We start from the raw sequence: 20,990 nt of genomic DNA, 5'->3' as shown, positions 1-20,990 counted from the left end.
CGCGATACCAGGCCATCCTGATCAACATGCCGGGGCGCTAACCCGGATAGGCTTCGTCGACCTTCAGCCCGGCGAGCTTGAAGATCACCCGTAGCGTCTGCGGCTTGATGTCGCGTCGCGACGCGAGCGTCGTCATCACGAAATCGAGCACCTTCGCGTACTTGAGCATCGTCAGGCAGGTCTCGAGGTCGACGCTGCCGTCGCGCATGACTTCGGCGAGCCGCAGCATTTCCGTGGAGATGTCGCGTGCCATCTCCAGCTCGAGTTGCTGTTTCTCCGACCATGCCGGCGCGGCGGTGAGCTTCGCCAGCAATTCCTGGAACTTCTGGTCGACATTTCCGTTGGGTACCGTATCCATTGCCGCCTCATCTGTGATCATCCGAGCGCGCGACCGCTTGCAAAGCCGGCCGCTGCTGGTTACGTAACGTTCGGCCCGTGTTCCGGGGCCGCTCTCCCCACCTGCATCCGGTTCGCGTGTCCGGTCGCACGGCCGGACAGCCTCCTGTTTTCGGCAACATGGCTTGCACTCGCGGGATCAGCCGGCGCGCAAGCTCTTTTCAGCCATTATCGAGACACTTCCGCGCACCGCGTTTCGGGCAGGAAGTGTTCCCCGTGGATCGCTTGTCCCGCGCGGTCCGCGCGGCGTGCTCGCTGGGAATGCCGCACTTTGGGTAAACTGGCAGCAACTTTTCCCTTTTTCCGTCATCTGTCGCACGTTCGCGCTGCAATTGATGGCGGCCCACATGATGTCCGGCAAAACTCACGAAATCCGTCCCAACCAGTCCGTCGAGCTGCTCAAGGAACTCCACATCCTCACGCGTGACGGGAAGATGAATCAGGACAGCCGTCGCAAGCTGAAGCAGGTCTACCATCTGTTCCAGTTCATCGAGCCGCTGCTCAAGGACCTGAAAGACCAGCAGGGGTCGCTGACGCTAGTCGACCACGGCGCGGGCAAGTCATACCTCGGTTTTATCCTGTACGACCTGTTTTTCAAGGAGTTTCAGGATGCCGCAGGTGGGGCTTCGCACATTTACGGCATCGAAACGCGCGAAGAACTGGTGACGAAGTCCGAAGAGCTGGCAGCGCGGCTCGGCTTCAAGGGAATGTCGTTTGTGAATCTGTCGGTGGCGGAATCGATCACGTCGACGCGTCTGCCTGCCGAAATCGACATCGTGACCGCGCTGCACGCGTGCAATACCGCCACCGACGACGCGATCCGTTTCGCGCTCGAAAAGCACGCGAAGTACATCGTCGTCGTGCCGTGCTGCCAGGCCGAGGTGGCCGGCGTGCTGCGGCAGAACAAGGGCCGAGACCTGAAGAACGCGCTGACGGAAATCTGGCGGCATCCTCTGCACACGCGCGAATTCGGCAGCCAGATCACGAACGTGCTTCGCTGCCTGCAGCTCGAAGCGCACGGTTATCAGGTCAGTGTCACCGAGCTGGTCGGCTGGGAACATTCGATGAAAAACGAGCTGATCATCGCGCAATACAAGGATCTGCCGCGGCGCCGGCCGGCCGAGCGGCTCGGCGAAGTGCTGGACACGCTCGGGCTCGACGCGCTGAAGGAGCGGTTTTTCGTGTCAGCCTGAGGCGAGGCACAGCGCGCTCCTAGCGCTTCATCAGCGCATCCCAGCCCGCGAGGCCGATGCGCCGCAGCGTTTCCTGATTGCGCTCGTAGATCTCTTCCGCGTCGGGAAAGGCCTGCACGGCCCGCTCGATGCTGTCTTCACGCAGCAGATGCAGGATCGGATAGGGCGCCCGGTTCGTGTAGTTTTCGATATCGTCGGGCTCGCTGCCCTCGAACTGGTAATGCGGATGAAAGCTCGCGATCTGGATCACGCCTTCGAGGCGCAACTGCCGGATCAGCCTGTCGGCGAAGAACAGGCAGTCGTTGAAGTCGAGAAAGTCGCCGAACGCGCGCGGCAGGATCAGCAGCGTCGTGTCGATCGCGGCGGGGTCGGCCACGACGAGCGTCTGCAGTTCGGCTTCCAGATCGGCCAGCACCGCTTCGAGCGTGTCCGCTTCGCTGACCGCGTAGCGAATCTGCCCCTTCACATGCACGGCCTTCGCGAACGGACACAGGTTCAGCCCGATCACGGCCTCCGTCAGCCAGTGACGGGTTGCGGCGATAACGGCATCGTGGGATTCGGCGGGCAACGGCATGGCGGACGGACGTAACGGGGACATCCGCAATTCTAAAGGACCCAGCTGACGGACTGGCTCAGCGAGCCCGCGTCTGCCCGCAAGCGGCCGCGATCAACTGCGCGGCGACTTTCGGCGCGGCGAGGATCGGCCCGCATCCCGGCCCGTAAGTCTGGCTCGCCGCATACACACCTTCGATCAGCAGACCGAGCCCATCGGCGAGCGCTTGCGGATCGCCGGCGCCGGCCGCCGTCGACAGCTCGACGAGGCGCGCCATCAGGCGCTGCTTGTTGCGGAACACGAACTGCCGCGCCGGATGCGCGGGATCCGCAAACTCCACCGACACGTTCACGAACGGGCAGCCGCGGTAGTGGTCGACCGAGGCGCGCACCACGAGGTCGTCGAAGTATTGCTGAAGCTGCTTCGCCGGCTCGCCCGGATGCTTCGCGAAACTCTTTTCGACGTAGCCGAAGAACTGCTCGTCCTTCTGTTCCAGATACGCCATCACCAGTTCGTCCTTCGACGAAAACTGCCTGTACAGGCTCATCTTGTTCACGCCCGCGCGCTCGACCACCGCATCGACGCCGACCGTGCGCACGCCCTCGCGATAGAACAACTCGCTGGCCGCGCGCAACAGATGCTGCTGCGCCTGCGGCCCGGCGGTCTGCGCGCTGCGCGCGCGCCGCGCGCGAGCAGCGGCGGGCTTGGGAGTTTCGCTGGCGGACATGGCAAGTCACCCGAATGAAATTGACGCCTTGACATGTTACCGATCAGTAACTAAGATCGCAACACCATTGTGACTGATCTGTCACAAATCATTTACCGAAGCCGTAATAATGCGAACGATGCCGCCACCGGGCAGCGTCGATGGGAGAACCGATGAACTGGGCTGCGCGACTGATAGGCGGACGTTTTCACTATGGCTGGTTGACCGTCGCCGTGGTGTTCCTGGTGTTGCTCGCGGCGGCGGGGACGCGCGCGACACCGAGCGTGATGATGGTGCCGCTCGAGCACCAATTCGGCTGGAGCCGCGCGACGATTTCGCTCGCGATCTCCGTGAACATCGCCCTGTATGGCTTGATGGGGCCGTTCGCGGCCGCCGCGATGCAGCGCTTCGGTGTGCGTCCGACACTGCTGGCCGCGCTCGGCACGATGGCCGCGGGCGTCGCGCTGTCGTCGCTGATGACGCATCCGTGGCAGATGGTGCTGATCTGGGGCGTGATGGTCGGCGGATCGACGGGCGTTGCGGCGCTGTCGCTGTCGGCGACCGTGGTCACGCGCTGGTTCACGACGCGCCGCGGTCTCGTCATGGGTATCCTGACCGCCAGCTCGGCGACCGGCCAGCTGGTGTTCCTGCCGCTGCTCGCGGCCATCGCCGAGCATCACGGCTGGCGCCAGGTCGTGTGGGTCGTCGCGCTCGCGGCGGGCGTCGTGATTCCGCTCGTCGCGTTTCTGCTGCCCGAGCATCCGGCCAGCATGGAGTTGCGCCCATACGGCGAACCGCACGACGCGCCGATCACCACGACCGTCACTAAGCAGAACCCGCTCGCGATCGCGTTCGGCGCGCTTGCGTCGGCGAGCAAAACGCGCGACTTCTGGCTGCTTTTCTTCAGCTTCTTCATCTGCGGCGCGAGCACCAACGGTTATGTCGGCACCCATCTGATTGCGATGTGCGGCGACTACGGGATGACCGAAGTGCAGGGCGCGTCGCTGCTCGCGGCGATGGGCGTGTTCGACCTGTTCGGCACGACGCTGTCGGGCTGGCTGTCGGACCGCTTCAATAGCCGCTTGCTGCTGTTCTGGTACTACGGGCTGCGCGGCCTGTCGCTGATGTATCTGCCGCACGCGTTCGGTATCGACTTTTTCGGACTGCCGCTGTTCGCGGTGTTCTACGGTCTCGACTGGATCGCCACCGTGCCGCCGACCGTGCGTCTCGCCACCGACGTCTACGGCAAGGAGCAGGCGCCGATCGTGTTCGGCTGGGTGGTCGCGGGCCACCAGCTCGGCGCGGCGTTCGCGGCGCTCGGCGCGGGCATGCTGCGCGCGAGCCTCGGCACCTATACGGTCGCGTCGATGATTTCCGGCGGCTTGTGCCTGATCGCCGCGGTGATCGTGCTGCGCATCAACCGCCCGGCCAACGTGCCGACGCCGCAGGCAATCTGAGGCGCCTTCGCGAACAGCGCAGATTCACGCTCCAGCGAAGCAACGACGCACGGCCCCGTAACGGGGCCGTGCGGGGGCCGTGCGCGTTTTGGTAACCAGCGCGCATAGCGCCGCGCCGCAAGTTGGAGCGCGCACCGAAAGCCCGTTATGCTATGTGGCCCCGGGCAGCCGCCCGACGATCATGAATTTCCAACGAGAGAAGCGCATGGCCAACAAACCCGCCTCAACCGAAGTTGCCATTCACGAACTGATTGCAGGCCGCTGGAGCCCGCGTGCGTATTCGAGCGAGCCGGTGAGCCGCGACCAGTTGCGCGCCGTGCTCGAAGCGGCGCGCTGGGCACCGTCTTCGTATAACGCGCAGCCGTGGCGGTTCGTCGTGTTCGATCGCAGCGTCGACGAAGTCGCGTTCAAGAAGGCTTTCGCCACGCTGGTGCCGTTCAATCAGGGCTGGAATGCGCCCGCGCCGGTGTTGATCGCGGTGACCGCGCACACCCTGACCAACAAGGGCGACGTGAACCGCCTTGCGTCCTACGACGCGGGCGCGGCAGCGATGTCGCTGGTGTTGCAGGCGCACGCGCTCGGCCTCGCCGCGCACCAGATGAGCGGCTTCGACGTGAACGCGTTCCGTACCACCTTCGAACTGCCGAAGGACGTCGAGCCGCTCGCGATGATCTCGCTCGGTCATTACGGCGACATCGATAAACTGGATCCGGTCCTGCGCGAACGCGAGAAGGCCCCGCGTCAGCGCGCGGCGCTCGCGGATATCGCGTACGGCGGCGGCTGGAAGAAGGCGTTCTGAGCGACGCATTCGCAGCGCTTGCCGCGTGAGTTCGCGCAAGGCGAAGATTCAGTTTGGATAGCACCAATGCAGTCGAACACGCGCGGCATGGCCGCGCGTTTTTTATTTGAAGCGTTCGACCTCGTCCTCACCGTCCGCCACGCTCGACAGCGGCGCCGCCACATGTTCGAGCGACTTGCGCTCCGCATCGACACCCCAGATCGCCGCGACGAGCGCCGCCGCCAGCATCAACGCGGAGCCGACCAGATAGCCCGAAAACACCTCGCTGCGCTGATGCGTATCGATCAGCCGGCCGAAAAACGCCGGCCCGATGATGCCGCCGAGCGCGGTGCCGAACGCGTAGAAAACCGCGATCGCGAGTGCGCGGATTTCGAGCGGAAACGATTCGCTGACGGTCAGATACGCGGAACTGGCGGCCGCCGATGCGAAGAAGAAAATCACCATCCAGGCGACCGTCTGCGTGACGACGGTGAGCAGTTGCTGCTCGAACAGATAGCCGGACAGCGTCAACAGGATCGCCGACATCGCGTACGTGGCGGCGATCATCTTGCGCCGGCCGATCACGTCGAATAGCCGCCCGAGCACGAGCGGCCCCAGGAAATTGCCGAGCGCGAAAGGCAGCAGATACCAGCCTATGTCGCCGCCCGGCACGTGATAGAAGTCGGTGAGGACCAGCGCGTAGGTGAAAAAGATCGCGTTGTAGAAGAATGCCTGCGCGGTCATCAGCGTGAGACCGACCAGCGCGCGGCGCCGGTGCACGTTGAACAGCACATGGAACACCTCGCGCAACGGCGTATGCGCGCGCGCGCGCAGGCGCAATCGCGTGAGGGTATCGTCGGCGAGCGTGTGGCCGTCGTCGCGAAAACGCGTCTCGATCCCCTCGACGATCGTGCGCGCGTCGCGCTCGCCGTCGTGCGTGAGCAGCCAGCGCGGGCTTTCGGGCACCCACATGCGCATCGGCAGAATCGCGAGCGCGAGCACCGCGCCGATGAAGAAACACGCGCGCCAGCCCCAGTCGGAAGGCAGCAGATGCGGATCGAGCAGCACCAGCGAACCGGCTGCGCCGATCCCCGCGCCGACCCAGAACGTGCCGTTGATGCCGAGGTCGGTCCAGCCGCGCACGCGTGCCGGCGTGAATTCCTGGATCGTCGAGTTGATCGCCGTATATTCGCCGCCGATACCCGCGCCGGTCAGGAAGCGGAACAACATGAAGCTCATCAGGTTCCACGACAGCGCGGTCGCCGCGGTCGCGGCCAGATAGAGCGTCAGCGTGATGAAAAACAGCTTGCGACGGCCGAGCCGGTCCGTCAGCCAGCCAAAACCGAGCGCGCCGAGCACCGCCCCGGCAATGTAGGCGCTGCCCGCGAGGCCGACGTCGGCATTCGAAAAGCGCAGCGCCGGGCTGGTTTTCAGCGCGCTCGCGACCGCGCCGGCGAGCGTCACTTCGAGCCCGTCGAGCAGCCACGTCACGCCGAGCGCGACGACAATCAGCGTATGAAAGCGGCCCCAGGGCAGGCGGTCCAGCCGCGACGGCAGATCGGTTTCGATCAGCGTGGCATGATGGTCATCGACGGCGGCGGTGGTCGGCACGCTCATGACGCGAAGTCTCCTCGATGGCGAAATGGGACGGCACATCCGGTCGAGCGCAGCAAGATCCGTTCCGCGGTACGATTTCAAACAATGTTGCGGCCGTCCGACCAGCTTCAGTTGATACTGCCGGAGTTTTCGTGATACAAAGCCGCTCCCCTTTCTGTGCGCGCCAGCCGTGAGCGGCCATTCCTGCCATGAACTATTGCGCGATTGACTTCGGTACTTCCAATTCGGCCGTCGCGATTCCGACGGACTCGCAGCTGAAGCTGGCGCCGGTCGAAGGCGCGTACACGACGCTGCCTACCGCGGTCTTCTTCAATACCGACGAAAACACCAGCGAATTCGGGCGCGCGGCGCTCGCGGCCTACATCGACGGTTTCGACGGACGGCTGATGCGCTCGATGAAAAGCATTCTCGGCTCGCCGCTCGCCGAGAATACGACCGATCTCGGCGACGGCAGTGCGATCAAGTACACCGACGTGATCGCGACGTTCCTGACCCACCTGAAGCGCGCGGCCGAGGCGAGCGCCGGCGGCGCGATCGACCGCGCGGTGCTGGGCCGCCCGGTGTTCTTCGTCGACGACGACCCGCGCGCAGACCAGATGGCGCAGCAACAGCTCGAAGCCGCCGCGCGCACGGTCGGCTTGCGCGACATCCACTTTCAGTATGAACCGATCGCGGCGGCGTTCGACTACGAATCGCATCTGAGCGCCGAGGGGCTCGTGCTCGTGGCGGACATCGGCGGCGGTACGTCGGACTTTTCGCTGGTGCGAGTGGGGCCAGAACGGATGAAGCGCGTCGAACGCAAGGACGACGTGCTCGCGCACCACGGCGTGCACGTCGCGGGCACGGACTTCGATCGCCGCGTCGAACTCGTGACGATCCTGCGCGAGCTCGGCTACCAGTCGCTCGATCCGCAAGGGCGCGAAATCCCGAACCGGATTTATTTCGATCTCGCGACCTGGCATCTGATCAACACCGTCTACACACCGAAGCGTGTCAGCGAACTCGCGCTGATGCGGCACCTTTTCATGGAGACGAAGCATCACGACCGGCTGATGCGCGTGGTCGAGCAGCGTTTCGGCCACGCGCTCGCCGCGCACGCGGAAGAGGCGAAGATCGGCGTGGCGGCGGGCGGCGAGACCGTGATCGATCTCGAGCAGGTGGAAGAGGATCTGCGTCTCGCGTTCGACGAAGCGCAACTCGTCAAGGCCGGCGAGGAAGAGACGCGACGCATCGTGCAGGCCGCGCGCGATACGGTGCAGGCGGCGGGTGTCGCACCGCGCGACGTCGACGCGGTCTATTTCACCGGCGGCTCGACCGGCCTCGCGTTTTTGTCGGGTGCGCTGGCCGCGGCGTTTCCGGACGCGAAAGCGGTGTTCGGCGATCGCCTCGCGAGCGTGGCGACCGGCCTTGGTATTCATGCTCGACGCGTGTTCGGATAATCAAAAATAATCGGCAGATAATCTGCCGCGAATTGCGAAGTCGCGCGAATTTAATCGGCGCATTCAGATTTGCCGCCAATAATAAAAAACCCCGCCGAGGCGGGGTTTTTTTGCGTCCAGAAGGAAGCGGAGCGCTTACACCGGCTTGATGTTAGCTGCTTGCTTGCCCTTCGGGCCCGTCTTCACTTCAAACGTGACCTTTTGGTTTTCTTGCAGCGTCTTGAAGCCGTCGACGCGAATTTCCGAGAAATGCGCGAACAGATCTTCACCGCCGCCGTCCGGAGTGATGAAGCCAAAGCCCTTAGCGTCGTTGAACCACTTGACGGTACCGGTTTCCATATTACTTTTTCCTAAAGATGGTGAATAAGGCCGAAGCCCGGGGGTGCATGAAAATCAAGGAAGGGGTAATGGGACCAACCGGAGTACCGTTGATGGGCGAACTACGAAAGAACCACCTCACTCGCCACTTGAAATCCTGCCCGAACGTTATACGGCGAATTCAGACGAAGGTCAACAGGCTGCATGAAACTTTGCCGTACCGATGCAAAGATTTCTTACAAAGCTTGCGCGCCAGGCTAACTTTTTGCTAGGGAGAACCCTTAGTTGAACTGCGGTTTCACTGCAGTAACGCGGTGCAACCGTTAAACTACGCGCCGCGCGTCGGTTGCACCTATTCCGCATCTGCACGCGCTTACATGCACGTCACCCGTGTGCACCGCCATAAGCGATGTCACGCGGTGCCGACATGGTTCTGATTTAGGAGAAGACGTGAAAAGTTCTATACAACGGAACATCGGGCCTTTCGCGCTGATGCTGACCGGTCTGGGCTCGATCATCGGATCGGGCTGGCTGTTCGGCGCGTGGAAGGCTGCAAAGATCGCCGGTCCGGCTGCAATTTGCGCATGGATCATCGGCGCGGTCGTGATTCTGGCGATTGCGCTGACCTACGCGGAGCTCGGCGCGATGTTTCCGGAATCTGGCGGGATGGTGCGCTATGCGCGCTACTCGCACGGCGCACTGGTCGGTTTCATCAGCGCGTGGGCCAACTGGATCGCGATCGTGTCGGTGATCCCGATCGAGGCGGAAGCATCGATCCAATACATGAGCACCTGGCCGTATCCCTGGGCGCATGCGCTTTTCGTCGGCGGGTCATTGACCACCAACGGCCTGCTGTTGTCCGCAGGGCTCGTGATCATCTACTTCCTGCTCAACTACTGGGGCGTCAAGCTGTTCGCGCGCGCCAATTCGGCGATCACGATCTTCAAGTTCCTGATCCCTGGCGCCACGATCGCCGGCCTGATGATGACCGGCGTTCACACCGAGAACTTCGGCCAGACGACCACGTTCGCGCCGTACGGCTGGTCGGCGGTGCTGACCGCTGTCTCGACGAGCGGCATCGTGTTCGCGTTCAACGGTTTCCAGAGCCCGATAAACCTGGCCGGTGAAGCGCGCAATCCGGCCCGGAGCGTGCCGTTCGCGGTGATCGGCTCGATCCTGCTCGCGCTCGTGATCTACGTGCTGCTGCAGATCGCCTACATCGGCGCCGTGAACCCGGCCGACGTGATGAAGGGCTGGAGCCATTTCAACTTCGCTTCGCCGTTCGCGGAACTGGCGATCGCGCTCAACCTGAACTGGCTGGCGATCCTGCTGTACGTCGACGCATTCGTGAGCCCGAGCGGCACCGGTACGACCTACATGGCGACCACGACGCGGATGATCTACGCGATGGAGCGCAACAACACGATGCCGAAGATCTTCGGCCAGGTGCATCCGTTTTACGGCGTGCCGCGTCCGGCGATGTGGTTCAACCTGTTCGTGTCGTTCATCTTCCTGTTCTTCTTCCGCGGTTGGAGCTCGCTCGCGGCCGTGATCTCGGTCGCCACCGTGATCTCGTACCTGACCGGTCCGATCAGCTTGATGGCACTGCGCCGCGCGGCAACCGATCTCGATCGCCCGCTGCACATCGCAGGCATGAAGGTCATCGCGCCGTTCGCGTTCGTCTGCGCGTCGCTGATCCTGTACTGGGCGAAGTGGCCGCTGACCGGCGAAATCATTCTGCTGATGGTCGTCGCGCTGCCGGTGTACTTCTATTTCCAGGCCAAGCAGGGCTTCGAGGGTTGGAACCGTGATCTGAAGGCCGCCTGGTGGCTGGTCGCGTATCTGCCGATCATGGCGATCCTGTCGCTGATCGGCAGCAAGGAGTTCGGCGGCTTCGGCATCCTGCCGTACGGCTGGGACATGCTCGTCGTGATCGTCTTCTCGCTGGTGTTCTACTTCTGGGGCGTGAACAGCGGCTATCGTTCGGAGTATCTGGACGAGCGGCAAGTGCACGACGAAGTGCTCGAAGGTATCGGCGCGCACTGAGCGTCGGTCGAAACCCCGGTGGATCCGCTCGACGCGGGTCCTTCGCAATAGAAAAAGCCCGCCAGATCGACGATCAGGCGGGCTTTTTCGTTGGACGTCACTGCCTGGCGGTTTCCCCGCAGGTCAGGCAGTGCCAAACACGTAGTTCGTCATCGCGAGCGAGCGCTGGTAGGTGCCGAGCGACTGAATCGCGAGCGAATAGTCGTCGTCGGCGGCACCAAGGGCGGCGAACACCGGCAACAGATGCTCGTCGGTCGGATGCATCAGCACCGCGTGTGGCGCCTGGCGGCGATAGTCGAGCAGTGCATCGATATCGCGCGCGACGAGCTTGTCCTCGAACCAGTCCGTGAATTCGGTGACGCGCGGGTCGGCGTCTTCCGGTCGAGCTGAGAAATCGGCGGCGCGCAGGTTATGGGTGATCTGGCCCGAGCCGATCACCATCACGCCTTCGTCTTTCAGCGCGCGCAGCGCGCGGCCGACGCGGAAATGATGCGCGGCATCCTGATGGGGCTGGATCGACAACTGGGCGATCGGCACGTCCGCTTGCGGGAACATCAGCAGCATCGGCACCCACGCGCCGTGGTCGAGTCCGTGCGGCTGCACGTCCGCGGCGATGCCGCTCGCGCCGAGCAGCGCCGCGGCGCTGCGCGCGACGTCGGGCGCACCGGGCGCCGGGTATTGGATTTCGTAGAGCTGGCGCGGAAAGCCGTAGAAATCGTGGATGGTTTCAGGCGCCGTCGCGATGCTCGCGAGCGGCTGCGCGGTGCCCCAGTGGGCCGACAACATCAGGATGGCCTCGGGACGCGGCAATTGCGTGCCGAGTGCGCCGAACTCGGCGGACGGCATCGACGGATCGATCGGCAGCGTAGGTGCGCCGTGGGACAGGAAAAGCGAAGGTAGGCGGTTCATGACAGCAACGCGGCCGTTAAGCACGGCACGGAGAAATTAGGTTGCTACCAATATAGGTCCGCACGCCAGCTTGATAAATGGGTTCGGAGGGAATTGATTGTGTCGCGGGCGTTGTTAATCCGCATTGCCGCGATTAATCCTGCGCGCCCCGCAGTCCTTCCCACGCCGGCGACAACGCCGGCCCCAGCGCAAACAGATCGAGCACGCGTGCGACCGTGTGATCGACCATCTCGTCGATCGACGCAGGCTGGTTATAAAACGCGGGCAAAGGCGGAAAGATCACCCCGCCCATTTCGGTGACGGCCGTCATATTGCGCAGATGCGCAAGGTTGAACGGCGTTTCGCGCACCAGCAGCACGAGACGGCGACGCTCCTTCAGTGTGACGTCGGCGGCGCGGGTGATCAGGTTGTCGGCGAAACCGTGTGCGATGCTCGCGAGCGTTTTCATCGAGCAGGGCGCGACGATCATGCCATCAGTTGCGAACGAGCCGGACGCGATGCTCGCGCCGACGTCGCGCACCGAATGGACGACATCCGCGAGCGGATGCACGTCGTCCTTACCCAACTGGAGTTCATGCTGGATGTTCAGCCAACCCGCGCTCGAAATCAGCAGGTGGCTCTCGACGCCGCCCAGGCGGCGCAGCGTCTCGAGTAGCCGGATGCCGTAGATGGCGCCGGTGGCGCCGGTGATCGCGACGATCAGCCGGCGTGGCGCCGCGGTGCGTGCTTGCTGCATGGCTTGCGGCGCCTGATGAAGCGAACGAAGCGTAGAGCGCTCAGGCCGCGGCGAACAGCTGCTGCAGTTCGCCCGATTCGTACATCTCCATCATGATGTCCGAGCCGCCGACGAATTCGCCCTTCACGTATAGCTGCGGAATGGTCGGCCAGTTCGAGAACACCTTGATGCCCTGACGGATTTCGTCGTCTTCGAGCACGTTGACGGTCTTGATTTCACCGACGCCGCACGCCTTCAGGATCTGGATGGCGCGGCCGGAAAAACCGCACATCGGGAACTGGGCCGTGCCCTTCATGAAGAGAACGACGTTGTTGTCGTCGACGATTTGCTTGATGCGTTGTTGCGTATCCATGACTGACCTTGCGGTTCCGATAGATGAAGGGAATAGGCTGAAATGATAGCGGATTTCGCTACGAGCGGTCGCAGCCGCGTCGCGCCTGGGGTTTTAGCCGAGGCGACCGCGCTTAGGCCTCGGCGGCGCGCAGCACGCCTCCGCTGATCCGCTCGATGCCGGCGAGATCCCGCTCCGAGCGGACCTCGGCAAAGCCTCGCGCGCTCAGCAACGCACGCACGGCTTCGGCCTGGTCGTAGCCATGCTCGATCCACAGCGCACCGTCGGTGGCGAGATGCTGGGGCGCGCCGGCGACGATCGCGCGGATCGCGCTGAGGCCGTCGGCTTCGTCGGTGAGCGCGCCGCGCGGCTCGAAACGCAGATCGCCTTCGCGCAGATGCGGGTCGCCGCTCGCGATATATGGCGGATTGCTGACGATCGCGTCGAACCGCAGCGCGGCGTCGAGCGAGCCGTACCAGTCGCTGTGCAGGAACGTCACTATGCCGCCCGGACGCTTCGGGTCGAGCAGGCTCGCGCCGTTGCGCGTGGCGACCGCGAGGGCCTCGGCCGAGCGGTCGAGCGCCCAGACCTGAGCGTCGGGCCGCATCGACGCGATCGCCACCGCGATTGCGCCGGTTCCGGTCCCGAGATCGAGCACGCGCGGACGCGGCCGAGGTTCGATCGCCGTGAGCGCGGTTTCGACCAGCAGTTCGGTTTCGGGGCGCGGAATCAGCACGTGCGGCGTCACTTCGAATTCCAGTCCAAAGAATTCGCGCGCACCGACGAGTTGCGCGACCGGCTCACCGGCCATGCGCCGCGCCTCGAGCGCGCGATAACGCTCGACGCTCGCGCGCTCCAGCGGCTCCTCGCCGCGCGTGATCAGCTGCGTGCGCCGCCAGCCGAGCACGTGCGTGAGCAGAATGCGCGCTTCGAGCGGCGGCAGTGGCGATGCGCGCAATAGCGCGTCGGCCGTCGCTGGCGCAGCCGTGGGGCCGAGTGGAGCCGGGGACGCGTCGGTCATTGTCGGGTGTCAGTCCGCGTCGCCGAGCGATGCTAGCAGCTCGGCCTGATGCTCGCTGACGAGCGCCGCGATCAGTTCTTCGAGATCGCCGTCCATGATTGCGTCGAGGCGATACAGCGTCAGGTTGATGCGGTGATCGGTGAGGCGCCCCTGCGGGAAGTTGTACGTGCGAATGCGCTCCGAGCGGTCGCCCGAGCCGATCAGATTCTTGCGGGTCGCCGCTTCCTTCGTCTGCTGCTCGTGCGTTTGCTTGTCCTTGATGCGCGCGGCGAGCACCTTCAGCGCGCGATCTTTATTCTTGTGCTGCGAGCGGTCGTCCTGACATTCGACGACGATGCCCGTCGGCAAGTGCGTGACGCGCACCGCCGAGTCGGTCTTGTTGATGTGCTGGCCGCCCGCGCCGGACGCGCGGAACGTGTCGATACGCAGATCGGCCGGATTGATCTCGACTTCGCCGATCTCGTCGGCTTCGGGCATGACCGCGACCGTGCACGCCGAGGTATGAATGCGGCCCTGAGTTTCGGTGGCCGGCACGCGCTGCACGCGATGCCCGCCCGACTCGAACTTCAGCTTCGAATACGCGGCATCGCCGGCAATCCGCACGATGACTTCGCGGTAGCCGCCAAGATCCGATTCGCTTGCCGACATCATCTCGACTTGCCAGCGATTGCGTTCGGCATAGCGCAGATACATGCGCAGCAGATCGCCCGCGAACAGCGCGGATTCGTCGCCGCCGGTGCCCGCGCGGATTTCGAGGAAGATGTTGCGTTCGTCGTTCGGATCTTTCGGCAGCAGCATTTTCTGTAGTTCGACGCCGAGCGTCTCCATACGATCACGCGCCGCGCGGATTTCCTCTTCGGCGAAATCGCGCATCGACGCGTCGGCGAGCAGTTCCTGCGCGGTGGTCGCGTCGTTCTGCGCCTGGCGCCACAGCCCGTAATGCTCGACGACGGGACCGAGCTCCGCGTGTTCACGCGTGAGCTTGCGGTATTGGTCGAGGTTGGCGGTGATGTCCTCGCGGCTCAACAGATCGTTCAGTTCGGCCAGCCGGATTGTCAGCTGGTCGAGCTTGCGTTGCATGCTCGTTTTCATCGGGCGGGTAGCGGAGCGGACTCCGGAAAGGATGCGGCGAGAGGAACGGGCGAATGCCCGGGGCGGAAGCACTTCGCGGGCCACGGCGGTGGCGCGCGGGGTGCGGCGAGCACTGCGCCGCTAACGCTCGGAGGAGCCGGGGTGTTTGTAGAAGCCGCTCATCAGCTCGATCAGCTTGTCGCGGTTGTCGCTGCTCGCACGATTCAACGCGTGAGTAGGACCATGGATCAGCTTGTTGGTCAGCGCTTGCGACAGTGCTTCGAGCACCGCGGCGGGGTCGTCGCCGCGCGCGAGCATTTTCTGCGCGCGTTCGACTTCTGCGCGGCGCAGCGTGTCCGCCTGCGTGTGCATGTGGCGGATTACCGGCACGATGCTGCGCGCGTCGAGCCACTGCATGAAGTTCTGCACGCGGGTTTCGATGATCGCTTCGGCCTGCGCGACCGCCGCCTGACGCGACGCATTGCCTTCGCGGACGATCGCGCCGAGGTCGTCGACGGTGTACAGGAACACGTCTTCGAGCTGGCCGGCTTCGGGTTCGATGTCGCGCGGCACCGCGAGGTCGACCATGAAGATCGGCCGGTGACGGCGCGCCTTGACCGCGCGCTCGACCGCGCCCAGACCGATGATCGGCAACGTAGATGCCGTGCAGGACACGATGATGTCGAATTCGTGCATGCGCGCGGGCAGTTCGGAGAGCGGAATGGCGCGGCCGTTGAAGCGCTCGGCGAGCCGCATGCCGCGCTCTGCCGTGCGGTTCGCGACGACGAGTTCACGCGGATGCTGCGCGGCGAAATGCGTCGCGCAAAGCTCGATCATTTCGCCAGCACCGATGAACAGCACCCGCTGGTTCGCGATCTTGTCGAAAATGCGTTGGGCGAGGCGTACCGCGGCGGCGGCCATCGACACCGACTGCGCGCCGATTTCGGTGGTGCTGCGCACTTCTTTTGCAACGGCGAAGGTGCGTTGGAACAGCTGGTTCAGATAGGTGCCGAGTGCGCCGGCTTCGGAGGCGGTGCGCACCGCGTCCTTCATTTGTCCGACGATCTGCGTCTCGCCCAGCACCATCGAATCGAGCCCCGACGCGACGCGGAACGCATGCCGCACCGCTTCCGACTGCGGCAGCGCGTAGACGTGCGGTGCGAGTTCGTCGATGGGGAGGTTGTGGTACTTCGACAGCCACTGGACCGAGGCTTCGCGCGCGGCGAGGTCGTCGGTCGCGCAGTAAAGTTCGGTGCGATTGCAGGTGGACAGAATTGCCGCTTCGGGTGCGTTGGGGGCCATGCGGCCCACCCAGAGGCCTTTGAACGTATCCAGAGCGGGCTTGATCTGTTCGAGCGGAAACGCCACGCGTTCGCGCAAGGCGACAGGCGCAGTGTGATGGTTGATTCCGATCGTTAGAAGCTGCATTTGGGGGAGCTATCGTTCAGCCTCATATTATAGCGTTTCCACGATTCTCACATCCTGCACGCCGTATACCCCGCATGCGTCAGCTCGCGTCCGGCAGGGTCTCCGGCGGAATTGCGTCGAGCTGGTAACCGTAACCATAGACTGGCGTCAGCGCGTAGCCAAGCTCCGGGCGCAGCTGCAGCTTGCTGCGCACGCGCGACACGTGAGTGTCGACGGTGCGCGACTTTACGTCGCGGCGGCGCGCCCACACCGTTTCGAGGATATGCGCGCGCGACACCGGTCGCGCCAGATTGTTGAATAGCAGCAGAGCGAGGCGGAATTCCTTCGGCGTCAGGACGACCGTCAGATCGCCGAAGGCGACGGCGAAATGCGCCGTGTCGAACGTATAGCCGCCGATCACGTCGCGCCGTCGTTTGGGCGGCCGCCGCAGACCCGCGCGGCGCTGCAGCGCCTCGACACGCGCGAGCATTTCGGGGCCGCGCACCGGCTTGCTCAGGCAGTCGTCGGCGCCGGCGTGCAGCGCGGCGACGATCTGGCCTTCGCGCGGTGCCGCAATCAGCATCATGATGGGTAGGCCCGGCAAAATGGAGCGGGCGCGCGGGATCACGTCTTCAGCACAATGGTCGCCGGCCCAGCTTTCGGTGATCAGCAGGTCGAAAAATTCGTCGGTGGCGCGCTGCAGGAAGATGGCGCTGGTGGTGAAGTGGTGGCACACATGGCCGCCGGCGAAAATGAGCCGGTCGACCAGTTTGGCGTGTTGCACGTCAGGTTCGATAAGGGCGATGCGCATGGCGCGGCGTCAGCCTGGCGACGGGCGGAGCGTGAGGCGTTTTCGTCAGACTTACAACTTGCCTAAGCACACCCCGGCCCCTAAACTCAACCGCTATGCGGAAAGCGCCGTGCTGAACTTCTATAGTTAAGGAGGCAAAAATGCTAGCCTTGGCTGCTTCTTCCGCCTATGAGACGAATCCGAAATTGATTTTGCCGTGTTTCAGCGCCCAGTCTGGAGCCCACGCCTGATGGGTTGGCCAGGCATTCTCGTGCTCGGCGTCGTGATCGGCCTCGCGGGCTGGTGGTTGCACCCGCAGCGCCGGGCGAGCCGCGCCCGCTGGTGGGCCGCACTGGTGGCCGGCGTGCTCGGCGCGAGCGTCGCGCGCATGGCCGGCAACGTAACAGGTCTTTTCCATGATGGCGACATGCTCGAATGGCAGGTAAGCACCGCCGTCGCGCTCATCGCCGTCGCCGTGACGGTCGGCCTTTTTTCGCGTCGATGAAGAGTCGATGAACGCGCCGGTCGATCCGTCGATGAATCCTTGCAGGTAACTCCCATGAACGCCCGACTTCCCGAAACCTCCTCCGTTCCCGAGCGCCTCGCGAGCCTGCGCGCCGCGATGGCGCGCGAAGGCATCGCCGCTTACCTCGTGCCGTCGGCGGATCCGCACCTGTCCGAGTACCTTCCCGGGCGCTGGCAAGGCCGCCAATGGCTGTCGGGCTTCACCGGCTCGGCCGGCACGCTGATCGTCACCGCCGATTTCGCCGGCGTCTGGACCGACAGCCGCTACTGGGAGCAGGCCAGCGCGCAGCTCGCCGGCACCGGTGTCGAGTTGATGAAAATGACCGGCGGCCAGCTGACCACGCCGCATTTCGAATGGCTCGCGCAGAACGTCGCGAGCGGCGGCGCCGTCGGTGTGGACGGCGCGGTGCTCGGCGTCGCGGCGGCACGCGCCTTGAGCGCGGCGCTGAACCCGCACGGCGTGCAGCTGCGCACCGACGTCGACCTGTTCGACGCGATCTGGGCGCAGCGCCCAGCGCTTCCCGCCGACGCCGTCTTCGAGCACGCCGCGCCGCAAGCGGGCGTCGCGCGCGCTGAGAAGCTCGCGCAGGTGCGCCGCGCGATGGCCGACAAAGGCGCGCAGTGGCACTTCGTCTCGACGCTCGACGACCTCGCATGGCTGCTGAACCTGCGCGGCGCCGATGTCAGCTACAACCCGGTGTTCGTCGCGCATGCACTGATCGGCCTGGATCGCGCGTCGCTCTTTATCGCCGACGGCAAAGTGTCGCCGGCGCTCGCCGAAGTGCTCGGGCGCGACGGCATCAGCGTCGAGCCGTACGCGAAAGCCGCGGACGCGCTTGCCGCGCTGCCGGCCGGCAGCACGCTGCTGATCGATCCGCGTCGCATCACGTACGGCTCGCTGCAGGCGGTGCCGTCGTCGGTCAAGGTGGTCGAGGCGGTCAATCCGTCCACGTTCCTGAAATCGTGCAAGTCCGCGGCCGACGCCGCGCACGTGCGCGCGACGATGGAACAGGACGGCGCGGCGCTCGCCGAATTCTTCGCGTGGTTCGAAGGCGCGCTGGGCCGCGAGCGCATCACCGAGCTGACGATCGACGAGCGTCTGACGGCCGCCCGCGCACGCCGTCCCGGCTTCGTGTCGCTGAGCTTCGCGACGATCGCGGGCTTCAATGCGAACGGCGCGATGCCGCACTATCGCGCGACCGAGGAGTCGCACGCGGTGATCGAAGGCAACGGCCTGCTGCTGATCGATTCGGGCGGCCAGTACCTGAGCGGCACGACCGACATCACCCGTGTCGTCCCGATCGGCACGCCGAGCAGCGAGCAGCGCCGCGATTTCACGGTCGTGCTGAAGGGCATGATCGCGCTGTCACGCGCGCAATTCCCGCGCGGCGTTCGTTCGCCGATGCTCGATGCGATCGCGCGCGCGCCGATCTGGCAGGCGGGCGCCGACTATGGCCACGGCACCGGTCACGGGGTCGGCTACTTCCTCAACGTGCACGAAGGTCCGCAGGTGATTTCGCACTACGCGCCGGCGGAACCGTGGACCGCGATGGAGGAGGGCATGATCACGTCGAACGAGCCGGGTCTGTATCGGCCGGGCAAGTGGGGCGTGCGCATCGAAAACCTCGTTCTGAACGTGGCCGCCGAAAAAACCGAATTCGGCGATTTCCTGAAGTTCGAAACGCTGACGCTGTGCCCAATCGACACCCGCTGCATCGAGCTGTCGCTGCTGCGCGACGACGAGCGCGCGTGGCTCAACGCGTATCACGAGACGGTGCGCGCGCGCCTCGCGCCGCATGTCACGGGCGACGCGAAGGCGTGGCTCGAACTGCGCACGCAACCAATCTGAGCACGGCGAAAACCTTCCACACGGAGCGTGCATGGCGATCAAGGCAGTGGTGTTCGATTTCGGCGGTGTGCTGATCGACTGGAGTCCCGAGTATTTATACAGGGAGCTGATTCCCGACGAAGCCGAGCGCCGCTGGTTCCTCACGCACGTTTGCTCGATGGACTGGGTGATCCGCCAGGACGGCGGCCAGCCGATCGTCGAAGCCACCGACGAGCTGATCGCGCGGTTTCCCGATCACGAGCCGCTGATCCGCGCGTTCTACGAGCGCTGGCACCAGATGGTGGCGGGCGTGCTGGATGACGGCATCGCGCTGATGGAAAAGCTCGAAGCGGCCGAGGTGCCGCTTTTCGGACTCACCAACTGGTCGGCCGAGACCTTTCCGTATGCATGGGAGCACTATCCGGTGCTGCGGCGCTTTCGCGACATCGTCGTGTCGGGGCGCGTGAAGCTCGTGAAGCCAGACCCGGCGATCTTCGCCGAAATGCGCCGGCGCATCGAGTTGCAGATGCCCGGCGTCGAGTCGGCCGAACTCGTCTTCATCGACGACAACGCGAAGAACGCCGAAGCCGCGACGGCGCTCGGCTGGCACGGCGTGCATCACACGAGCGCCGCGCAAACCGAGACGAAGTTGCGCGAATTGGGCTTGCCGGTTTGAGCTGAGCGCTACCGCTACTGTCCCAACAGATTCTTCAACGCATTGCCGAGACCCTTGACGGTCTCGCCCGCGCCCTTCGCGACACCTTCGACGCTGACCCCGAGCGCCTGAGCAAACCCCGCGCCGATGCGCGTAAGGATCCCTTCGCGCACCGAGAACTTCGGATCGCGCAGATCGCCGTCGAGTACGAAGTGCAGCGTAATGTCGCCGTTATGCGTCTTCAGCGCGGCGACGGCGGCGCGGGTCGGAATCGACATGAACGTCTCGAGCGGATTGTCGGATTCGGCGAGTTGCAGATTGTGGACCGTCACCGTGCCCGGCGCGTGCAGGTGATAGTTGCGTACCGTCGATTCGATCGTCAGATCGACGGTACCGCCCGTCACCTGTGCGCGCGTCCCGGCCTTCTTCAGCAGATACGGATCGAGCATCGCGATATCGACACCGGTCAGCGCGCTCGTCGTCTGCGAATCGCGGCTGGCGATCTTGATCCAGCCGTCGAAAGTCACGGTGCCGATATGCGCCGGCCCCTTCAGCGTGCCGCGAACGCTGACGTTGGTCGGCTCGGCGAGCAATGGCAGATGCAGATTGTCGACGCTCGCGTTGGCGTTGCTGACCGTGACCTTGAACGCCGGCGGCCCGACGGTCATGTCGTAGAAATGGAAGTTGCCTTGCTCGAAGCGGATGTGGTCGACCTGCTTTTCGCGCGGGATCGACGGCGCCGTGCCGGCGCCGCCTGGCTGATCGTCGCGGTTCAGAGATTCGCGCAGGTTCGGCAACAGGTTGAGCGAGCCGTCTCTCGTGCGTAACACGGCCATGTCGAAGCCGCGCACGACGACCTCGCGAATATGCATGCGGCGCGCGATCAGATCGCGAACGTCGGGGGTGATGGTGATTTCGTCGGCGCGTAGCGGTTCGCCCGCCGGCCAGCCGGGCGGCGCTTTCAGCACGACGTGAGTGAGGTGTACCGAGGTGAGGCCGACTTCGATGCTGTCGGCGCTGCCGAGCGGCCCGAGCGCCGCGCTGACGCGATTCTTGACTTCCCGTTGCGCGAATTGCATCGCGCCGATCGCGATCACGATCAACGCCACAAGCGTTGCTCCCACGACGACGATCCAGCGCCTGCCCTTCGACATCGCCATGCCTGCCTCCTGTCGCGTGGCGTGCGCGGAACTTTCACTCGCGCCGCTGCCATC

21 protein-coding genes are annotated in these 20,990 nt (G+C 64.6%); 8 read left to right on the top strand and 13 right to left on the bottom strand.

Annotated elements, in window-relative coordinates; translation table 11 throughout:
* Positions 1 to 37: 37 nt before the first annotated feature.
* Positions 38 to 358 carry a DNA-binding protein gene (locus tag L0U84_RS17845; protein WP_233851500.1) on the bottom strand — a complete coding sequence of 107 codons (321 nt, stop codon included), beginning with the start codon at positions 356 to 358 and terminating at the stop codon, positions 38 to 40.
* Positions 359 to 746: 388 nt separating this feature from the next.
* On the opposite strand from L0U84_RS17845, the gene L0U84_RS17840 reads away from it, so the two are divergent.
* On the top strand, positions 747 to 1,589 hold the full coding sequence (locus L0U84_RS17840) for a class I SAM-dependent methyltransferase (protein ID WP_233852059.1): 843 nt from the start codon (positions 747 to 749) through the stop codon (positions 1,587 to 1,589).
* A gap of 19 nt (positions 1,590 to 1,608) precedes the next feature.
* On the opposite strand, the gene L0U84_RS17835 is transcribed toward L0U84_RS17840, so the two are convergent.
* Both L0U84_RS17835 and L0U84_RS17830 read right to left on the bottom strand, forming a co-directional pair.
* Positions 1,609 to 2,163: a DUF1415 domain-containing protein gene (locus L0U84_RS17835; RefSeq protein WP_233852058.1), complete on the bottom strand. Its 555-nt coding sequence runs from the start codon at positions 2,161 to 2,163 to the stop codon at positions 1,609 to 1,611.
* Positions 2,164 to 2,221: 58 nt separating this feature from the next.
* Complete coding sequence (locus L0U84_RS17830) at positions 2,222 to 2,869, bottom strand: TetR/AcrR family transcriptional regulator (protein WP_233851498.1); 648 nt, start codon at positions 2,867 to 2,869, stop codon at positions 2,222 to 2,224.
* Between the two features lie 152 nt (positions 2,870 to 3,021).
* Between L0U84_RS17830 and L0U84_RS17825 the strand changes: the two genes are divergently transcribed.
* Together L0U84_RS17825 and L0U84_RS17820 are read left to right on the top strand one after the other, a co-directional pair.
* Positions 3,022 to 4,305, top strand: a complete 1,284-nt coding sequence (locus L0U84_RS17825) for an MFS transporter (protein ID WP_233851496.1) — start codon at positions 3,022 to 3,024, stop codon at positions 4,303 to 4,305.
* A gap of 205 nt (positions 4,306 to 4,510) precedes the next feature.
* Positions 4,511 to 5,104 carry a nitroreductase family protein gene (locus tag L0U84_RS17820; RefSeq protein WP_211193426.1) on the top strand — a complete coding sequence of 198 codons (594 nt, stop codon included), beginning with the start codon at positions 4,511 to 4,513 and terminating at the stop codon, positions 5,102 to 5,104.
* A 102-nt stretch (positions 5,105 to 5,206) separates the two neighbouring features.
* Here L0U84_RS17820 and L0U84_RS17815 read toward each other — a convergent pair whose 3' ends face one another.
* Positions 5,207 to 6,700 carry an MFS transporter gene (locus tag L0U84_RS17815; protein WP_233851494.1) on the bottom strand — a complete coding sequence of 498 codons (1,494 nt, stop codon included), beginning with the start codon at positions 6,698 to 6,700 and terminating at the stop codon, positions 5,207 to 5,209.
* Positions 6,701 to 6,888: 188 nt separating this feature from the next.
* Here L0U84_RS17815 and L0U84_RS17810 point away from each other — a divergent pair, with 188 nt between their 5' ends.
* Positions 6,889 to 8,139 (top strand): Hsp70 family protein, encoded by a 1,251-nt coding sequence (locus L0U84_RS17810; protein ID WP_233851492.1) that lies wholly within the window; start codon positions 6,889 to 6,891, stop codon positions 8,137 to 8,139.
* A 135-nt stretch (positions 8,140 to 8,274) separates the two neighbouring features.
* Here the strand turns inward: L0U84_RS17810 and L0U84_RS17805 are convergent, their stop codons facing one another.
* On the bottom strand, positions 8,275 to 8,478 hold the full coding sequence (locus tag L0U84_RS17805) for a cold-shock protein (protein WP_013090665.1): 204 nt from the start codon (positions 8,476 to 8,478) through the stop codon (positions 8,275 to 8,277).
* A 429-nt stretch (positions 8,479 to 8,907) separates the two neighbouring features.
* Between L0U84_RS17805 and L0U84_RS17800 the strand changes: the two genes are divergently transcribed.
* Entirely contained in the window at positions 8,908 to 10,503 is a 1,596-nt protein-coding gene (locus L0U84_RS17800) for an APC family permease (protein ID WP_233851490.1), read from the top strand.
* Positions 10,504 to 10,626: 123 nt separating this feature from the next.
* On the opposite strand, the gene L0U84_RS17795 is transcribed toward L0U84_RS17800, so the two are convergent.
* The 7 genes from L0U84_RS17795 to L0U84_RS17765 all read right to left on the bottom strand — a co-directional run bounded on the left by L0U84_RS17795 (position 10,627) and on the right by L0U84_RS17765 (position 16,789).
* Positions 10,627 to 11,412, bottom strand: coding sequence for a DODA-type extradiol aromatic ring-opening family dioxygenase (locus L0U84_RS17795; protein ID WP_129958995.1), 786 nt, complete (start codon positions 11,410 to 11,412; stop codon positions 10,627 to 10,629).
* A gap of 133 nt (positions 11,413 to 11,545) precedes the next feature.
* Complete coding sequence (locus tag L0U84_RS17790; RefSeq protein WP_233851488.1) at positions 11,546 to 12,148, bottom strand: UbiX family flavin prenyltransferase; 603 nt, start codon at positions 12,146 to 12,148, stop codon at positions 11,546 to 11,548.
* Positions 12,149 to 12,188: 40 nt separating this feature from the next.
* Positions 12,189 to 12,500 (bottom strand): Grx4 family monothiol glutaredoxin, encoded by a 312-nt coding sequence (grxD, locus tag L0U84_RS17785; RefSeq protein WP_233851486.1) that lies wholly within the window; start codon positions 12,498 to 12,500, stop codon positions 12,189 to 12,191.
* A 112-nt stretch (positions 12,501 to 12,612) separates the two neighbouring features.
* A complete protein-coding gene (gene prmC, locus L0U84_RS17780) occupies positions 12,613 to 13,500 on the bottom strand; it encodes a peptide chain release factor N(5)-glutamine methyltransferase (RefSeq protein ID WP_233851484.1) in 888 nt (295 codons plus the stop codon).
* Positions 13,501 to 13,509: 9 nt separating this feature from the next.
* Positions 13,510 to 14,592: a peptide chain release factor 1 gene (gene prfA, locus L0U84_RS17775; protein ID WP_129958999.1), complete on the bottom strand. Its 1,083-nt coding sequence runs from the start codon at positions 14,590 to 14,592 to the stop codon at positions 13,510 to 13,512.
* A gap of 120 nt (positions 14,593 to 14,712) precedes the next feature.
* Positions 14,713 to 15,999, bottom strand: a complete 1,287-nt coding sequence (hemA, locus tag L0U84_RS17770) for a glutamyl-tRNA reductase (protein WP_233851482.1) — start codon at positions 15,997 to 15,999, stop codon at positions 14,713 to 14,715.
* A gap of 79 nt (positions 16,000 to 16,078) precedes the next feature.
* Entirely contained in the window at positions 16,079 to 16,789 is a 711-nt protein-coding gene (locus L0U84_RS17765; RefSeq protein ID WP_233851480.1) for a response regulator transcription factor, read from the bottom strand.
* A 229-nt stretch (positions 16,790 to 17,018) separates the two neighbouring features.
* Here L0U84_RS17765 and L0U84_RS17760 point away from each other — a divergent pair, with 229 nt between their 5' ends.
* Genes L0U84_RS17760 through L0U84_RS17750 form a run of 3 tightly spaced genes read left to right on the top strand, consistent with a single transcriptional unit; the run spans position 17,019 to position 19,797 of the window.
* Complete coding sequence (locus L0U84_RS17760) at positions 17,019 to 17,273, top strand: hypothetical protein (protein ID WP_233851479.1); 255 nt, start codon at positions 17,019 to 17,021, stop codon at positions 17,271 to 17,273.
* A 54-nt stretch (positions 17,274 to 17,327) separates the two neighbouring features.
* The gene (locus tag L0U84_RS17755; RefSeq protein ID WP_233851478.1) at positions 17,328 to 19,142 is read left to right on the top strand and encodes an aminopeptidase P family protein; all 1,815 of its coding nucleotides are present in this window, start codon (positions 17,328 to 17,330) and stop codon (positions 19,140 to 19,142) included.
* Between the two features lie 31 nt (positions 19,143 to 19,173).
* The gene (locus L0U84_RS17750; RefSeq protein WP_233851477.1) at positions 19,174 to 19,797 is read left to right on the top strand and encodes an HAD family hydrolase; all 624 of its coding nucleotides are present in this window, start codon (positions 19,174 to 19,176) and stop codon (positions 19,795 to 19,797) included.
* A gap of 14 nt (positions 19,798 to 19,811) precedes the next feature.
* Here the strand turns inward: L0U84_RS17750 and L0U84_RS17745 are convergent, their stop codons facing one another.
* On the bottom strand, positions 19,812 to 20,936 hold the full coding sequence (locus L0U84_RS17745) for a DUF748 domain-containing protein (RefSeq protein ID WP_233851476.1): 1,125 nt from the start codon (positions 20,934 to 20,936) through the stop codon (positions 19,812 to 19,814).
* Between the last annotated feature and the right edge of the window lie 54 nt (positions 20,937 to 20,990).

Origin of the sequence: Paraburkholderia sp. HD33-4 (assembly GCF_021390635.1) — a bacterium.
Taxonomy (GTDB): Bacteria; Pseudomonadota; Gammaproteobacteria; order Burkholderiales; family Burkholderiaceae; genus Paraburkholderia.
This window is presented reverse-complemented; position numbering and strand designations above follow the sequence as displayed.

Bases quoted from the DNA above. Each gene is read 5' to 3' on its own strand.
- L0U84_RS17845 (WP_233851500.1), bottom strand. From the start codon at position 358: ATGGATACGGTACCCAACGGAAATGTCGACCAGAAGTTCCAGGAATTG.
- L0U84_RS17840 (WP_233852059.1), top strand. From the start codon at position 747: ATGTCCGGCAAAACTCACGAAATCCGTCCCAACCAGTCCGTCGAGCTG.
- L0U84_RS17835 (WP_233852058.1), bottom strand. From the start codon at position 2,163: ATGCCGTTGCCCGCCGAATCCCACGATGCCGTTATCGCCGCAACCCGT.
- L0U84_RS17830 (WP_233851498.1), bottom strand. From the start codon at position 2,869: ATGTCCGCCAGCGAAACTCCCAAGCCCGCCGCTGCTCGCGCGCGGCGC.
- L0U84_RS17825 (WP_233851496.1), top strand. From the start codon at position 3,022: ATGAACTGGGCTGCGCGACTGATAGGCGGACGTTTTCACTATGGCTGG.
- L0U84_RS17820 (WP_211193426.1), top strand. From the start codon at position 4,511: ATGGCCAACAAACCCGCCTCAACCGAAGTTGCCATTCACGAACTGATT.
- L0U84_RS17815 (WP_233851494.1), bottom strand. From the start codon at position 6,700: ATGAGCGTGCCGACCACCGCCGCCGTCGATGACCATCATGCCACGCTG.
- L0U84_RS17810 (WP_233851492.1), top strand. From the start codon at position 6,889: ATGAACTATTGCGCGATTGACTTCGGTACTTCCAATTCGGCCGTCGCG.
- L0U84_RS17805 (WP_013090665.1), bottom strand. From the start codon at position 8,478: ATGGAAACCGGTACCGTCAAGTGGTTCAACGACGCTAAGGGCTTTGGC.
- L0U84_RS17795 (WP_129958995.1), bottom strand. From the start codon at position 11,412: ATGAACCGCCTACCTTCGCTTTTCCTGTCCCACGGCGCACCTACGCTG.
- L0U84_RS17790 (WP_233851488.1), bottom strand. From the start codon at position 12,148: ATGCAGCAAGCACGCACCGCGGCGCCACGCCGGCTGATCGTCGCGATC.
- grxD (WP_233851486.1), bottom strand. From the start codon at position 12,500: ATGGATACGCAACAACGCATCAAGCAAATCGTCGACGACAACAACGTC.
- prmC (WP_233851484.1), bottom strand. From the start codon at position 13,500: ATGACCGACGCGTCCCCGGCTCCACTCGGCCCCACGGCTGCGCCAGCG.
- prfA (WP_129958999.1), bottom strand. From the start codon at position 14,592: ATGAAAACGAGCATGCAACGCAAGCTCGACCAGCTGACAATCCGGCTG.
- hemA (WP_233851482.1), bottom strand. From the start codon at position 15,999: ATGCAGCTTCTAACGATCGGAATCAACCATCACACTGCGCCTGTCGCC.
- L0U84_RS17765 (WP_233851480.1), bottom strand. From the start codon at position 16,789: ATGCGCATCGCCCTTATCGAACCTGACGTGCAACACGCCAAACTGGTC.
- L0U84_RS17760 (WP_233851479.1), top strand. From the start codon at position 17,019: ATGGGTTGGCCAGGCATTCTCGTGCTCGGCGTCGTGATCGGCCTCGCG.
- L0U84_RS17755 (WP_233851478.1), top strand. From the start codon at position 17,328: ATGAACGCCCGACTTCCCGAAACCTCCTCCGTTCCCGAGCGCCTCGCG.
- L0U84_RS17750 (WP_233851477.1), top strand. From the start codon at position 19,174: ATGGCGATCAAGGCAGTGGTGTTCGATTTCGGCGGTGTGCTGATCGAC.
- L0U84_RS17745 (WP_233851476.1), bottom strand. From the start codon at position 20,936: ATGGCGATGTCGAAGGGCAGGCGCTGGATCGTCGTCGTGGGAGCAACG.